This is a genomic window from Erwinia oleae, assembly GCF_000770305.1.
Taxonomy (GTDB): Bacteria; Pseudomonadota; Gammaproteobacteria; order Enterobacterales; family Enterobacteriaceae; genus Erwinia; species Erwinia oleae.
Genome location: NZ_JNVB01000085.1, coordinates 1 through 15599, shown reverse-complemented (window position 1 = coordinate 15599; position 15599 = coordinate 1). Strand labels below are relative to the sequence as shown.

Below are 15599 nucleotides of genomic sequence, written 5' to 3'. Positions count from 1 at the left end.
TCACTACATTACGGTGATGATTTCCGGCTGTACTCAGCCAACTAAAGCTCGAAGCAGTATAACCATCTGACCTGCAATTCGTTGATGATAAAGGGTTAGACCCCGTGAGGCCTATCTGGCTATTGTACAGGATATACGTATCCGCTTAACGAACAAGAACCTCACGCGCGTCTTTCATCAGGGCCCGAATCGATGACGATTCATCATGGCCGTTTATAGTACCGCAGTCTCTCCCCTTTATTTTTACTGAAGAGCAGACAGAAACCATAAATACCGGCTTTGACATGCCGGGGAAGCCCTTATAGTACAATAATTTTCGATATCCAAACTGACCCCTTCTGCGTGACGCCATCCATCTGACTGACCGCAATACTGACCTGAGAAATACCCTGCATCTGCTCGGATGAAGCCAGAGAAATGTTATCCATGGCCTCCGCCAGTTCACCCACCATACCGACGATTTTAAGGATGCTGTGACCCGTACCTGCTGCGACCGCCACGCCACTTTCCACCTGCTCCACGGCCTGCTCGATCAGCTGCTTGATATCACGTGCGGCAGTAGCGCTGCGCTGGGCAAGCGTTCTCACTTCTCCGGCTACCACGGCAAAACCCCGCCCCTCTTCGCCAGCCCGTGCAGCCTCCACCGCCGCGTTAAGGGCGAGAATGTTGGTCTGGAAGGCGATGCTTTCGATCACGGCAGTGATATCCCGTACCTTTGGCCCCATGCCAGCGCTGCCTATAGTGACGATCTGAATATCCATTCCGGCAATCCTGAAATCAGTGCAGCAAGAGGATTAACCTGCCACATCATTCTGTATTCTTGAAAAAGCAAAGGCACAATTGCTTATCTGTCAGGAGATCGTGGTCCTGAGACACGTTACGGTTTGCTTAAAGCAGTGTATCTTTCCCCCTGACAGACAGGACCAGAAACGGGTGCCGCGCGTATGCCTTCAACCAGGCATTGCCTGTCCTGCCTTTCAGGTGCAGTGGAATCACCGAATCCGCTATCGCATGAAGTAACCGGCAGTTGATGACAGGCGGCCCGTGCTATGGCCGGTGAGTATGCCAGGAAAAGGGTTTCAGCCTATTCAGAATGTTGCAGGAACCTCTGTATGATGTAACGTGGAAGGCATATTGCTATTAACCGACGCTGTAAGCTGCAAAGCGCGCGCATTGTCCCGCATGCGGGCGGCACCGGGTCTGATGCCATCAGCAGGAGCGTGAATGAGTTGTACATAAATTATCCACATTTTTTGTGGATAACACCGGGAGATGTCTGTATTGGGCAGTCTGCGCATAAATACCTGCGCTTTATCAGCTTTGCTTACATTGCAGATGCTTAGGGCACTCTCATGCTGTGATAAGACTCTCCCTTCACTGAACATACCCGCTGACTTAATATCCACGAGAATGACGTCAGAATCGAAATTCATCAGATTAGGCTGCGAGCAGGCAGATAAAATACTCTAAGCTGACACATCGCCAGGCACCGCCGCCCTTATGCATAGCGTAAAAGGCGCGCTGATCTTCTTTTAACCGGCTCCTGAACAGTTACACTCAGATGACACCTCAACCAGGTCCTTCACGCCATGCTGCTTAAAAAGCTCCGTCTCCGCACCCTGCTTCTGTCGCTTTCCGTTGGCGGGGTGATCCTGACCTCCTGCCTGCTGCTCGTGGCGCTTCTGATTTTTCAGAAGGGCAACATTGAGGACAGCCTTCTGGAAAGCAATATTGCCTACGCGCGCAAGCTGGCTGACACGACCGATCGCTATCTCGGCACGGCGCAGCGTGAGCTTGCGTGGAGCGCCACACAGATTAAAGGTCTCACCGACCCGGCGGCGCTGAGAGAGGAGACCGACCGCCTCCGGCTGCAGTCCGGCTTTTTCAACACGGTCGTAGTTGTTAACCGCGACGCCGTTATCGCCGCGACCTCCCCGGAAAGCCTGAGTCTGGTCGGTGTTAAACTGCACTCCGATGCGAGCCGCCAGGCTATCGCCACTCAGAAGCCGTTTATTTCCGCGCCCTTTATTTCGGCCTCCGGTAATTATGTTGTATTCCTCTCCCAGCCGCTGTTTACGACCGGCGGCGATTATCTGGGTTACATCGGCGGCACCATTTATCTCAAAAAGCAGAGCATGCTGAGCGATATCCTGAGCCAGCATTTCTACGCCCGCGGATCTACGGTCAGCATCGTCAGCAATGATGGCCTGATTGTTTTCAGCCACGAGCCGGATCTCGTGGGCACAAAAATGACGCTGGGCTCTGCACTGGTCAAACAGCTGGCCACGACGGACAGCGGCCGGTTCAGCACACAAGCAAACGGGCAGCAGTTTCTGACGGGGTACGCCAGCCTGCACAAAACGGACTGGAACATCTTTATTGCGGGTACCGCAGAGACGGTCCGGCATATTCTCGTGCGCACCGCAGAAAACGCCCTGTGGTTTCTGCTGGGGATTATCATCCTGACGGCTGCCGTCGTAGCCCTGATGGCCGGACGTATCGCATTACCCCTGGAAAAGCTGGCTGATATGGTACGGAATGAGGACAGTGATATGTCGCTGGCGTCGGTACCGGCCTGGTATTATGAGGCCGGCCGCCTGAAGGAGGCCGTACAGGAATACCATTATGCTGTGGCTGGCCGCATGGCTGCGCTCAGCGACGAAGCCATGACCGATCCGCTCACCGGCCTGTGGAACCGCCGCGGCTTTACCCTCATGGCGGACCGGTCAGGCGATGGCGCGGCACAGTGCGTCATCGCGATTGATATTGACCACTTTAAAAAAATAAACGACTGCCATGGTCATGATGCGGGCGATGCGGTGCTGATAAACCTGGCCGGTCTGCTGCGGCAGACGTGTCGTGCAGAAGACATTGTCAGCCGTTTTGGTGGCGAGGAGTTTATACTCCTGCTGCCGCAGACCGATGTGGAGGATGCAGCCCGGACAGCCGGGCGCATCCGCGAAGTTGTCAGCACCGCGACGTTTCCCTTTGCAGGAGCGTTGACCGTGTCTGCCGGGGTGGCCTCGCTGGCGGACTGCGGAAACCGGGAAGCGATGCTTCGGCGGGCGGATGAGGCCCTTTATGAAGCGAAGGGTGCAGGACGTAACGTGGTGGTTATCGCCGGAGCAGAGACCTTCCGCCTGTATCGTGGGACCGGGCAATAAGCATTTTTCTGCACTGACAGTATCTGTGTGCCGGGGAGTAAGACCGGAGTATATCTCAGGAAGGGATGACACATGCGGAAGACATTCTCCGGGCTTTTTTCCGGAACAGGATAAAAAAGCGCTGAAATATTCTCTCCCGCTGGCGCGGGAGTATCGCTTTGAGGTCACCCGGTCCGGCAGCAGCATACCGGCCCGAGAGGACAGCAGGGGACATCGTTAAGCGTACCCGGAGCACTGCCATGCAGGTCAGTCACAAGGTCAGGCCATGCTATGCTGACCCGCACGGGCCGGCGACGGGACAGTCAGTGACACCCGCAAATAAATCGCTTACACCATTTACAGCCGCTGAAATGGATGAATCGCAGAGAGCAGGAAAAGATGAAAATCATGGCAGACACAAATACGGTTGCACATATCCGCGCATACCTGCTGGGTTCCGGTCACCGGTTCACAGGTGAATCAGAGGAATTTGAAGCGGTAATCCGTGCCCTGTACAGCGAGGGGAGACAGGTCAGTAATCAGGCCATTATCCTCAGACTCAAAGATGAACAGGCGGCCGCGACTGACAAAAACCGGCAGGCCACGCTCCTGAGCCTGCAGCAGCTGGTTGCCGGTTATACACCGGATGATCCGCATACCTGAGGCGGGCATTTTACACTCGCAGAGACATGACCCGCCAAAGGGACGATACTGGTGCGGGGACGGTATCAGCAGTGGCCGCGCAGCTTCCAGCTCAGCCACTCGTCGAGTTCACCTTCCGGCAGGGGCCGTGAATAGAAATACCCCTGCACCTGGTCGCAGCCGTACTCCGCGAGCGCGGAGCCCGTTTCGGCATCCTCAACGCCTTCGGCCAGCACGGTATAATCAAGGTCCTTCAGCATGGTAATGATACTGCGTGCAATGATGCGCGAGGCGGTGTCAGTCGCAATTTCACGGATGAGCGAGCGGTCCAGCTTGATAACGTCAATCGGCATGCGGCGAAGGTAGCTGATGTTACTGTAGCCGGTACCAAAGTCATCCAGCGAAATCCCGAACCCCCGCAGCTTCAGCATTTCAAGCCCGTGCATCGCCGCCGGATTTTCAATAATACGCTCGGTCTCCAGACACTCAATGCCCAGCAGCGAAGGGGGAAGCTTTGCCCTTATCATCTTCAGCTCCAGCGCGTCGGCAAAGTCCTCGCGCGCAAAGTCCTGGCTGCTGACGTTCACCGTGACGGGAAGCTGAATGCAGCTGTTGCGCAGACGCGCCAGACGGCTGATGACGCGGTCCGTGACCCAGGTCGTCAGGTCGCTGAGCAGCGAAGTCTGCTCGGCCAGAGGGACAAACAGCGCGGGAGAAAGTTCGCCGCGGACCGGGTGGTGCCAGCGGACCAGCGCCTCCAGTGCGACGGGCATGCCGCTGTGCAGGCAGATTTTAGGCTGGAAGGCGAGCCACAGGCCCCTGTCTTCCCGTAACGCGGCGGCGAGGTTGTTCATCAGCGTAAAGTCCTGAGTATGACGCGCGTCGCTTGCCGCGCTGAAGCGCATGGCGGGCATACCCCGGCCGATGGCCTCATGAAGCGCGCTGACCGCACGGCGCAGCGCTTCCTGTGCCGTTATGCTGCCGGTTGCAAAGGTAACTTCGCCGGCATAGGTGCTGAGCGCCACGGCGATGCCGTCCCCGAGATCGGCACGGATCCCCTCCAGACGACCCGCGACCCATTCTGCATTCATGTGGCTGTCATCGCACGTCAGAACGGCAAATCGTCCGGTGGCGACGGTGTAGAGCGGTTCACCGGCGGCCGGGCGCAGGCGAAGCGGCAGTAGGATGGCAACGTCCCTGAGCAGGCTTTCCACCGGCCCCATTCCCATCGAGCGGGCGAGTTCGTAGGCGCGAGGCATGTCAATGCAGTCAATCAGCACCAGACGGCGTGACGCGCTGTCACCCGATGCGACCAGCACCTGCAGGTCGCGGATAAGGCACTGGCGGTTAGGCAGGCCGGTGACCGGGTCGGCAAGCCCGGCGGAGTGCCAGGCCTCCAGAAACGACATCACCAGCGCTGCCAGAAGCTTCAGGGTGGTTACCTGCCCGGATCCAAACGGATGCGGCACCGTGTCCGTGACGCACAGCGTACCAAGCACGATACCCTCGTGATTTTTCAGCGGTACGCCGGCATAGAAACGTATGTAGGGCGCGCCGGTAATGAGGGGATGTGACGAAAAACGGGTATCCTGCCAGGTGTCAGGTACAATCACTTCACTGTCGCTGTCCACCGCATGGCGGCACAGGGAGTCCTCACGCGACGACTGCTTCAGCCCGAAATTGTGAGCGGCCTGCACATACTGGTGCTTATCGTCCAGCACGGAGATAAAACTTCCGGGAATGCCGAGTGCCTGGCTGGCCAGCCGGACAAATTTTTGCAGCACGTCGTCCCGGCTTTCGTCGGGGCTGCGCAGCGCCTTCAGCGCCCGGGCGCGGCGATCATCATCGCCGGTAAGGTTTATCAGCATGGAGTCCTCCGCCCCGGCCTGGTTCCGGTGCGAAATAAGAAAGGAAAAATGTACAATAACGGGCCGGCACGAAAGGTAATAACTGCAACAGGAAGAAGCGATTAAAGTTATAATATATCCGGCATTCTAGGTACCATCAGGTCCGGTGTCATCAATTATTTTCTTTAGCAAATTATATACTGCATCACGATTCTTTTCTCTTATCGTCAAAACATATTCTTTTCTGATTATTCCTGTCACAATTCTTCTTAATAAACGCAGCGCGTAATTAATTACGCGCAAAAATAAAAAACTAATAATTATTTAATAACAATCTGACACCAGGGAAAGCCTTATGCAGTTACTCAGACATCTGACCATCCGCCGCGTGGTGCTGTGGATAATGATCCTCTCACTGGCCGTGGTGGCGCTTGCCGGTGGCTATGGCGCACTGACGCTGCGCGAGATGTACCGTCATGCCGACCGCCCGACACGCTGACGCAGCAGCTGACCTTTCTGACCCGCGCGGGCCTCGTCATGCAGGACGGCAGCGCAGCGGATAAAACGGCGCTGCTGACCGCCGTTCCGGCGGCCCCGTCATGGGACGCTTACCGCGCAACGCTGTCGGCACCGGCAGGTTATCCAGCCGCGGCACGCGAACGCCTTAGTGCCCTGGCGCAGCAGCTGGCCGCAGACGATGCGCCAGTGCTGGCCGAATGCCACCGTCTTGAGGTGATTCTTTTTACCGCCCTGCTGGCCGCCACTGCGCTGCTGGCATTCTGTGACCGCTACCTCGTGGTACATCTCGTCCGCCCTGTTGCTAAAATCCGTGCGCACCTGAAGACTATCGCGAATGGCGACCTCACACGTGAGCCGGAAGATCTCGGCCGCAACTGCGTCGGGCAGATGGTACCGCTGGTCAGGGAGATGCAGCACAGCCTGCTCGATGCGGTAAAATCGATCCGCGACAACGCGGTCATACTGCACCGCGAGGCCGGCGACATTGCCAGCGGTAACGCAGATCTGTCCGACCGGACCGCCACCCAGGCTGCCGCACTGGAGCAGACTGCGGCCAGCATGGAAGAGATTACCGCCACCGTCAGCCACAACGCCGCTAACGCCCGTGAGGCAAGGGAGCTGGCGGTACAGACCGCGGAAACCACGCGCCGCAGCGAGCATCTGGTTCGCGCAGTGGTTGATGCCATGGGCGGAATAGCAGAGGGGTCTGAAAAAATCCGTCAGTTCACCACAACGATAAGCGGGATTGCCTTCCAGACCAATATTCTGGCGCTGAACGCCGCGGTCGAGGCTGCCCGTGCCGGTGAACAGGGCCGGGGTTTTTCCGTAGTGGCAGCCGAAGTGCGTTCGCTGGCGCAGCGGAGTGCGATCGCCTCAAAAGAGATTGAAGAACTGATCGCCGATACCGTGGCACGCGTCAGCGCCGGCCGCCAGGCGGCGGACAATGCAGGCACTACCATGGATGAGGTACTGCATGGCGTCAGCGGGGTCAGCGAACTGATCGGCCAGATAGCGCTCGCCTCCGGGGAGCAGAGCAAAGGGATCGCACAGGTCACGCTGGCTGTGGCGGAGCTTGACCGTGTTACCCAGCAGAATGCCACACTGGTACAGACGGTGTCCGCTACGGCGGGCAGCCTGAGCGGACAGACTACCGCTCTGAGAGGGGCAATATTCGTGTGAGGTGCTTCCCACCTCCTCCTGATAACTGACCAGCCAGCCAGACATTCAATCTGTTTCCCTCCGGGCCTTCTGGACTTTACGCTTTCTGCTCAGTCGCGCATAAATCCCCAGCTGAGGCTGATATCAGCATCCAGCGCCCTGTCTGCCAGTTCGATCGCTGCGGTCACTTCACGTAGGCTGCTCTGGCCCCCAGTTTTCTGCTCAAGTTACGCGTGCCCCCTCTAAGCAAATCCATGCGCGGCAGGCATCCCCTCGCCGACCACAGACTATGTTAAAAGTGAGCGTGATCTCACCGAGCTCTGCATCCGCCGGCGCGCCTCCACGTTTTTTGTACGCGCCAGCAGCATGCAGGAACTGGGCCTGTTTGATGGCGACGTCATGGCGGTCTATCGCGCAGACGAGGCCTCGCACGGGGACATCGTCATCGCCGAGGTGAACGGCGAATTTACTTTAAGCGCCTGCAACTTCATCCCCGCCCTGCTCTCCTGCCGAAGAATCCGGCATACTCCGTCATTTATCCGGAGGAGCTGCGGCTGCTGAGCGCCTTTACCGGGTTCTTCAACAGTACATAAAGCGCGCAGGAGGTAGTTATGGCGCTGCCTATGTTCTGACTGGCGGACGTTAACTCGTTTTATGCGAGTTGCGAGCCTCTGTTCCGTCCCGACCTGCGCGGTAAACCGGTGGTGGTGCTCAACAATAATTATCTGAGTGGTGAGAAGTGATAGTTAGCTTGTTGCTTTTCAATTTTCTGGTTTGATGAATTGGATCCCCCGCAGTGCGGTTTAATAAGTGTGTTTCACCCATCGGTTGAATTCACAGCGAAAAGCTGACGATATTGCATGTATCCAGACTCATAGATTCACTTAATCGATAATAATCGTATAAACAAAGGGGGTATGTGCTCAATTCCAAAATGGGTATTTTTCATGTATCTTTATTGCCGCAGTTCATACCCGCCGGTCACTCACACTTGATATGGACTTTTATCCTGGTCAGCATCCACGTGGCGATTGGGACTATATAGTCCGTCACACTTATTTTATCCATATATTTTGCGTCAGCCGTATTGAATAAAAGTCGCGTTATCCGGGTAATGGACAGAGCAACAGGGGGCTTATTTTTATGCTTCGCGGCTAAACTTGCTATGAGCACGAGAGAGTCGGGGTTTGGCTGTAAATTCCCGTGTTTGGTACATAGTAGCCTCGTCAAGCGCTGCTAACGATTCCTTTATAACACCTTTATTTATATATAATTTAACACTCAAGTGGTTTTGATATTTGTATTCAACGTTAAGAAAATATTGACATTAGGGCCATCGTTACATTTAGTTTCAATTTGGTAAGCTTTTGTCAACAAAGGATTTATTAATAGTTTTGCGGTTTAATTTGGATTCAATAAGCATAAAAAAGATGACCCATTATCGTTATTCGGATAATTATATTTTCCGTGTACACATGCAGTACTTCGCGAAAGGTAATTTAATTCACCATTTCAACTTATTAAAGTGAGGTTTTAAATGGAACGTATCGTAGAAGTAGCACCTGATAAAATTTCAGAAATCCGTGGTTATATGGCAAACAGCGGGCGGGACTGCGCCAGTGGTACCTGTGACTGCGGTGGCGGTGGTGGTGGTGGTGGTGGCTTCATCAGTGCAGAGGATTTCCTCATCAAGGAACTGGAAGAAGTTTCAGCAGATTTCTTTAGCTGAGTGATGGCACAACAAGTGGCACTCTATGCAGTGCCACTTTTCGTTTGGGAATCTCAGATGAAATATAATGTCACAGAGCCACATAGAGCATATTTGTATTTTCCTCATCTTGAAAATTTTCATTTGAAAATTAATGAGCTATTATCAGCGCACAATCTGACTCATGTTGATTACAGCGCTGTTCTAACTCACATCGGTGAAACTCTAGATCAGATTTATTTACCAGATTTTGTTATTTCCTTCGATATCTGGCTGAGCTTACAGCCTGCCTCAGTAACTGACCGTTATACTCATTACTTCAAGAACAGTGATGGAAGCTGGCGTTCGTCAATCTCAAAACAAAATGCATACATTGAGAAACTCGCTGCACATATTTGTGCAAGTACCCTCGGTAACTTGTCCCTTTTTCTTGACCGTCTTGATGCTGATTTCAGCTTACTTGAGAAAATTTTCGGTATTCAAGCCCTTACCTGTGCAAGTTCAATCGAAATTCTTGGCGGAGACCGCCATGAAAATGGGCAGCAGCCGATTCTTTTAACTCTGAATGATCAACGTATTATATATAAACCAAGAGACTCGTGTATAGAGTCAGTACTCAATGAGATTTGTGAGATTATCGGCATGAAAAGAGTCTGCCCTGAGACTCTGAGCAGGAACACACATTTGTGGCAGGCTTACATAGATAATCGCCCTCTTCATTCTCTGGGTGAAGCCCGGGATGTTTACCGGCAGTATGGAAATATCCTGGCACTAGTCGATCTGCTAAATATCAATGACTGTCATTTCGACAATTTCATTGTTGATCAAAATCGTGTTTTCCTGATAGATGCAGAAACCAGCTTTCAGTATTACTTTGAAGATAACCCTGACCTTGAGCGTTCAGTATATCAGAGTGGCTTACTTCAGAGCGAGGAGGTAGTAATTAACGGCATCGGACACACATCGGCTCTGACGGCGGCCACTAACATATTTCAGTCTTATACACATCCCCATGCACTTAACGACGCCAGTGAACGCATTCAGGTACGCTATGAACACGGTTTCATTAAAAAAACCCAAAACTATCCTCACTTTGAAGGGAAGCCTGTCCAGTCCCTGAAATATGTCCCGGATGTTATCCAAGGATATGAAGAGTCCTATGAGAAAATTAAACAAAAGTCAGATGATATTCTTGCCTGTATTACGGCACATGATGAAATTAAACCCAGATATTTAATCAGGACGACAGCCTATTATATGTTGGTGATCAATAAGATCATACATCCTGATGTAAGCCGCACCATTGATACTGCTTTCCCGTCACTTATTAATGAGTATCTTCTTTATGAAAGTGCGCACCCACGCTTTAAGTCACTTGTTAATTATGAAGCTCAATGCCTTAAAAACTTCGACATTCCTATATTTTATATTCGTTGCAATACTAAGTCTTTATTCGATTCTAATGGTAAAGTTATTAAAGATTTCCTGACTCAGACTCCACTTGAGCAGATTAAGTCCAATTTTCTTCTGCCTGCCTCTTATCTTATCAGGCAGCGTGAACTTATCGTCAGGAGCATGCATGCTCATCTCGGCACACGATAATCGTACGATTACTTTCCTTGGGCAGAACAGCCATGGTTCTGATGAATCCTGGCTGATGAGAAAAACATATATAAACTTAATGTCTCAGCGTGGGCCTGTGGCAGTGGTTGTTGAATGTCCTACTATTGATCTTATTTTGTTTGCACTGAAACGACATTCTCTGAGCAGTACTGCAATGGCGAAGTTTCTTGCTTCATCAACCTATTGGTGGATGAGATCTCTTGAATTCAGGATGTTGCTGATGAATCTGCCTCCAGATGCAGATATTTTCGGCATTGATCTGCCGCTTACGACAACGCGACAGAGGGGCTATATCTCTGCGCTGAGTATACTGAACAGTCCTGCCGGATCGGTTTTATCTGAGTTGCTGAAATCTGATGCGGCTAACAATGAGGTCTTAAGCAGTGCTACGCCCGAACAGCGGGAAAAAGCCATGGCAGATAAGCTTTGCGTCATTCTCAGTAATAACTATCCGGAAGTAATTGTCATCTGTCATAACTTTCATGCTAGTCGCCATTCCTGGTTAACATATCCATCTCTATGTCAGAGGATAATCGGGCTGAATCAGTTCAATCTATCTGTTAAATCACTTAGTGTTTTTTCTCAAGAGATGAAATTTATTGCCACACCCGATGGAAAAACACTCGACTCATATCAAATAAGTAATGCGTGTGTGCATAGAGGCGACTATTACCGTGTAAAAATGATCTCATCTTACTACCGAAATGAGAAACAGGATGCCCTATTAATGAATATATGTGCACCTCTGCATTTTGATGAAATCATTGTGTACGCGTCTGGTAACCCCATTACAGTGGAGAATTATAATGTATAAGATAAAAGATAAGATAATCTTGGTAGTATATTCGGTCTCTCTGCTGCTTCGTTCGTCTCCGAAGCTTTCTTTGCTTTTTATGGTTTTAATCACAATTCAGGGTCTCCTGCCGACGTTGAGTGTGATGACAAGTATCCATCTTGGAAACGTCATCAGCAGTGATGATCGTACCGGTTTAACAACCATTGCCATATTGTGGGCGCTGACTTTCGTCATCCCCGGGATTCTCTCGCCGATTATCAGCACACTACAGAGTATCCTTAACTCCAAAGCTACTTTTCTGACACAAAGGAAAATAATGGAGGCAGCCTGCCGCATTGATGATTTAATGCTGATTGAATCTCCTGAACTTCATGACGACCTGGAAGTACTGTCCCGTGAAGCGGCGCACCGCCCGCTCAACCTGCTGGTCAATCTGATCGATATATTTAGAGGGACCCTGACGCTGCTCAGCCTTTCATTGGTTCTGGCTTCAGTAGTATGGTGGTTGCCGCTGGCGTTCCTGCTCCCGCTCATTCCCGTGACGTTCGCTGTAGCGTATTCGCAGATAGATATCTTCAAAGCGATGCTCGGGAAAGGGATGCCTGCGAGGAGGATCAAATATTTTCTCTCCGTTTTGCTGGACGTGAAACTTGCAAAAGAAATACGGCTCTTTAACCTTTCCGCTTTTTTCCTTGATAAACATCAACAAGCTTTCAATGAACTTGAAGACGAACTCAATAAGGTACGAAAGAAACAGTTGATGCGTCCGCAGCCCTGGAATCTGCTTTACCTGATCTGTGCACTGGGCATGATGTTCTGGTTTGTAAATTATCTCACAACCGGGAAAATCACTGTAGGAGGGTTACTGGGGACTATCCAGTCCATTTCCTTCTTTGGTCTTTCCTGTCAATGGATGGTGTACTCTTTTGCTAGTGTGGGTGTCTGTTTTGGTTTTTTTGCTCGGCTAAAGTCTCTCGAGGCCGTAGCTGACATACCTAAGTTGGGCATAAAAGAAGAATGGCTGGAGCCGATAAAAGAGATTCGGTTTGAAGACGTGTCATTTGCATATCAGCCAGGCAATTTCGTACTGAAAAACATTAATCTCACTCTTCGCGCTGGCGACCATCTCGCTATAGTGGGTGAAAACGGCGCGGGTAAAAGCACGCTGATGAAATTGCTTTGCCGACTTTATAGTCCAACCTCGGGGCGCATCACCTGCAACGGCAAGGACATCGCCGGAATTGATATTCAGCAGTGGCGCCGCCGCCTCAGTGCTGTATTTCAGGATTTTGGACACTATAATCTCAGTATAAAAGAAAATGTCACATTCACTCATATTACTACCCCGGAAACAGAGCGGGATTTTCAAAATGCCTGTGCAAAAGCCCGTTTTTTACTTGATGCGGGGACAACACCAGACACCCTGATCGGTAAGGAATATGCTGGCACGGAACTGTCGGGCGGCCAGTGGCAGCGTTTGGCTCTCGCCCGTGCCCTGTATTCTCCTGGAGAGTTGGTTATTCTTGACGAGCCCACAAGCGCGATGGATCCCCGTGTTGAAGCAGAAATATTCCGTCAGTTCTCTTCCCTGGTTCAGGGCAAAACAGCTGTTATGGTCACTCATCGTCTTGGCGTAGTGAAGCACGCAAGTTTCCTTATTGTTCTCAGAAAAGGTGAGATCGTTGAACGGGGAACACCGGCAGAACTGGAACAAGCACGCGGGGAATATTACTCTCTGCTGACGTTGCAAAGGGAACAATATAAGTTTGGAGAAGATAAAAATGATGAAGTGGCCTGACATAATGCGCCTTCTCACCGATATAAGAAGCATTCTGATGCTGATGTGCATGTTCTGGGTGATGCCGGGACAGGCAAGAGAATACGTCGCTGATAAAGATTATTTCGAACTGCCTGATACTGTTACGGGCGTACCTGACGTGTTGAGCTATTTTTCTTTCAACTGTCCGCACTGCTATTATTTCGAAATGAAATCCAATATTAACAATTTTATTGTTGCTTCACTCCCTAATGGTACGACCTTTGAACGTTATCATGCATCAAGAATTGGCGCTTCAGGCCGTGATTTGACCCGTGCCTGGGCCGTAGCAGTTTTCCTTCATAAACAGACTGAAATGACACCTATTCTGTTCAGGGCGATGCAGCAGTCACACTCTGTACAAAGTGAAACTGACCTTCAGAAATTATTTATTGATCAAGGTATTTCTGTTGATAAAATAAAAACGCTATGGAATTCCACAGAAATTACTGCCTCTGTAAACCGCCAGGACAGGCTGGCTGAACAACTGGGCTTAAGATTCGTGCCAGCCTTCTTCGTTAGGGGAAAATATCTGGTGAATAATATGGCGCTCGACACTTCCACAGATGAGAGTTTTGAGAAAGACTATGCTGGTGTTATCCAGTATCTGCTGAATAAAAAGCCAGCTGTCGCCGGAAATGCTTCAGGTGCTCATCCGTGAAATGAAAGGAGGGAGCCGATGATATCTCCCCACATGCTCACTTATCTGGCTGGTTTCCGGCATCACTGATATGAAAAACGGCTTCAACGGCCTGGCATCATAAGGTGCAGAACACGCTTAGCACTGACACGTTCGGCGGCCACCTGTTCATTTTCCGTGGTCGCCGCGGCTACATTATATCGAAGCGGCTTATATGTCGCACGCCAGTAGAAAAATCCACGACGTTCACGTCCGCACCCCAACTGATATTACCACCGAGGCGCTGAAGCGCATCGGTGAGCTGTACTCCATCGAAGCGGAGATACGTGGCAGCCCTGCAAAGGAGAGACTGGCGGTCCGTAAAACCGAGTCCGCGATCTGTTGCCATTGAAGGTAGACCTTACCTCGGCTTGAACGTTAATACGGTCTAAATGCGATGCTTACCTTCGACCGCGAATGATCGCTTTAACAATACAATGGGCAGGGCGGTCAGAGCGAGGAACGAACAGCCTGAGCGGCGTGGCCGTCATGGGGTAAAGGTTCTGGCGGTATGGCCGATACTCACTGATACTGTCGGCGCGATTGTAAGTACATCCGATGGCCTTGCCTTTTCCGTTGTGGATACTATGACTGGCCCTTTATGACTCAGGCCGGTCTTTTTTATCCTTTCTCTGCCCGGGCAATGGCCTGCTGCATAACCTGTTCGCTGACCACGCCCGGGATAACCGTGGTGTTATCCTGTGTGGCGTTCTCAGCAGGCATCACGATAATGCCCGGCGTCCCCGTAAGGCCCAGCATCTCAGCCAGGTCAGCATTGTTCTCAATAATCTGGTCGGAGGCAGCATTACTATCGTCTGAAGCGTTACCTGCACCGGCAGCAACGGCGGCTTTCTCAATATCTTCTGCCGTCAGTTTCCCTTCGTTATGCCCGGTCTGGTAAATGCCGTTGTGAAACGCCATGTACGTATCTGCGCCGTGTTTCCTGTAAATGCTAAGGCCGCGGCGTGATGCCTGCTCTGATTCCGGATAACGGGCGGCAAAAATGGTCCAGTCCCGGAATGCAAAGCGCACGCCGGCGTTTGCAGCCATCACCTTTTCCATCACCGGCGCCATCATGCTGCAGGCGATACATTCATAGTCAAAGAACTCAGTCACGATAACCTTTGAGTCAGCCGGCCCTTTCACGGGAACGCCATCAAGCTGCATCAGCAGCCGGTGTGTTTTCAGCGCTGACTGCACATAAGTTTGCTGCTGCATTGCCTGTTGCCGCGCCTGTAGCTTTTTGCTCACCTCTATGAGCACGTCCGGGTGCGCGACCAGATAGTCCGCCGCAATCTCGCCGATACGGGCCTGTTGTTCGGGGCTAAAAGTTTCCGCGCCGGTCGCGCCGGACTGTACTGAAAACAACGAGGTGCTCATGGCCAGCGCAAAGGTGGCCATCTTAAGGGTCTGTTTCATGATTTATCTCATATGCGTAACCGTCACATACAGACCGTATTAAGTTTTGTATTGCATTTTTACGGTAGATGGTGGTTCATCATGTAGCCGTTGAATTTGTGAGTAATGCACTGGTAAGTTGAATGAGCAGGTAGATGCAACGCTTAACGAGCTGCAGCAAAACCTTATACGTAATAACCGCGAAAGGAATAACGAGCATGCTTGAAGTCTGGGGAAGAAAGACCTCGTCCAATGTGCAGGCATTGATGT

At 51.6% G+C, this 15599-nt stretch carries 10 protein-coding genes and 6 pseudogenes; 13 read left to right on the top strand and 3 right to left on the bottom strand.

Translation table 11 applies throughout. The features are described 5' to 3' along the window. Positions 1 to 314 precede the first annotated feature (314 nt). Positions 315 to 716: pseudogene (locus GS12_RS19965) on the bottom strand (methyl-accepting chemotaxis protein); the annotation flags it as partial. An 873-nt stretch (positions 717 to 1589) separates the two neighbouring features. On the opposite strand from GS12_RS19965, the gene GS12_RS19955 reads away from it, so the two are divergent. Together GS12_RS19955 and GS12_RS19950 are read left to right on the top strand one after the other, a co-directional pair. Further along, positions 1590 to 3164, top strand: a complete 1575-nt coding sequence (locus GS12_RS19955) for a sensor domain-containing diguanylate cyclase (RefSeq protein WP_017802604.1) — start codon at positions 1590 to 1592, stop codon at positions 3162 to 3164. 378 nt (positions 3165 to 3542) lie between these two features. Further along, a complete protein-coding gene (locus GS12_RS19950) occupies positions 3543 to 3806 on the top strand; it encodes a biofilm development regulator YmgB/AriR family protein (RefSeq protein ID WP_017802603.1) in 264 nt (87 codons plus the stop codon). A 65-nt stretch (positions 3807 to 3871) separates the two neighbouring features. Here GS12_RS19950 and GS12_RS19945 read toward each other — a convergent pair whose 3' ends face one another. Then, positions 3872 to 5653, bottom strand: a complete 1782-nt coding sequence (locus GS12_RS19945) for a sensor domain-containing diguanylate cyclase (protein ID WP_017802602.1) — start codon at positions 5651 to 5653, stop codon at positions 3872 to 3874. A 334-nt stretch (positions 5654 to 5987) separates the two neighbouring features. Here GS12_RS19945 and GS12_RS19940 point away from each other — a divergent pair. The 11 genes and pseudogenes from GS12_RS19940 to GS12_RS23600 all read left to right on the top strand — a co-directional run. Beyond that, positions 5988 to 7330: pseudogene (locus GS12_RS19940) on the top strand (methyl-accepting chemotaxis protein). Positions 7331 to 7576: 246 nt separating this feature from the next. Next, positions 7577 to 7870: a S24 family peptidase gene (locus tag GS12_RS19935; RefSeq protein WP_407637870.1), complete on the top strand. Its 294-nt coding sequence runs from the start codon at positions 7577 to 7579 to the stop codon at positions 7868 to 7870. 71 nt (positions 7871 to 7941) lie between these two features. Further along, a pseudogene (locus tag GS12_RS23615) lies at positions 7942 to 8031 on the top strand (Y-family DNA polymerase); the annotation flags it as partial. Between the two features lie 191 nt (positions 8032 to 8222). After that, positions 8223 to 8486, top strand: a pseudogene (locus tag GS12_RS25020) (LysE family translocator); the annotation flags it as partial. 360 nt (positions 8487 to 8846) lie between these two features. Beyond that, the gene (locus GS12_RS19925; RefSeq protein WP_034950099.1) at positions 8847 to 9038 is read left to right on the top strand and encodes a hypothetical protein; all 192 of its coding nucleotides are present in this window, start codon (positions 8847 to 8849) and stop codon (positions 9036 to 9038) included. Positions 9039 to 9095: 57 nt separating this feature from the next. Beyond that, positions 9096 to 10619, top strand: coding sequence for a type 2 lanthipeptide synthetase LanM (locus GS12_RS19920; RefSeq protein WP_160279922.1), 1524 nt, complete (start codon positions 9096 to 9098; stop codon positions 10617 to 10619). Beyond that, on the top strand, positions 10597 to 11454 hold the full coding sequence (locus GS12_RS19915) for a hypothetical protein (RefSeq protein WP_034950094.1): 858 nt from the start codon (positions 10597 to 10599) through the stop codon (positions 11452 to 11454). The genes GS12_RS19920 and GS12_RS19915 overlap by 23 nt, the downstream gene beginning before the upstream one ends. After that, positions 11447 to 13234, top strand: coding sequence for an ABC transporter ATP-binding protein (locus tag GS12_RS19910; protein ID WP_034950091.1), 1788 nt, complete (start codon positions 11447 to 11449; stop codon positions 13232 to 13234). Before GS12_RS19915 ends, GS12_RS19910 begins: the two co-directional genes overlap by 8 nt. Next, entirely contained in the window at positions 13218 to 13913 is a 696-nt protein-coding gene (locus tag GS12_RS19905; protein ID WP_052118539.1) for a DsbA family protein, read from the top strand. The genes GS12_RS19910 and GS12_RS19905 overlap by 17 nt, the downstream gene beginning before the upstream one ends. A gap of 70 nt (positions 13914 to 13983) precedes the next feature. Then, positions 13984 to 14083 (top strand): annotated as a pseudogene (gene tnpB / locus GS12_RS24855) (IS66 family insertion sequence element accessory protein TnpB); the annotation flags it as partial. Positions 14084 to 14094: 11 nt separating this feature from the next. Then, positions 14095 to 14265, top strand: a pseudogene (locus tag GS12_RS23600) (IS66 family transposase); the annotation flags it as partial. A 287-nt stretch (positions 14266 to 14552) separates the two neighbouring features. On the opposite strand, the gene GS12_RS19900 reads toward GS12_RS23600, so the two are convergent. Continuing rightward, a complete protein-coding gene (locus GS12_RS19900; RefSeq protein ID WP_034950090.1) occupies positions 14553 to 15350 on the bottom strand; it encodes a DsbA family protein in 798 nt (265 codons plus the stop codon). Between the last annotated feature and the right edge of the window lie 249 nt (positions 15351 to 15599).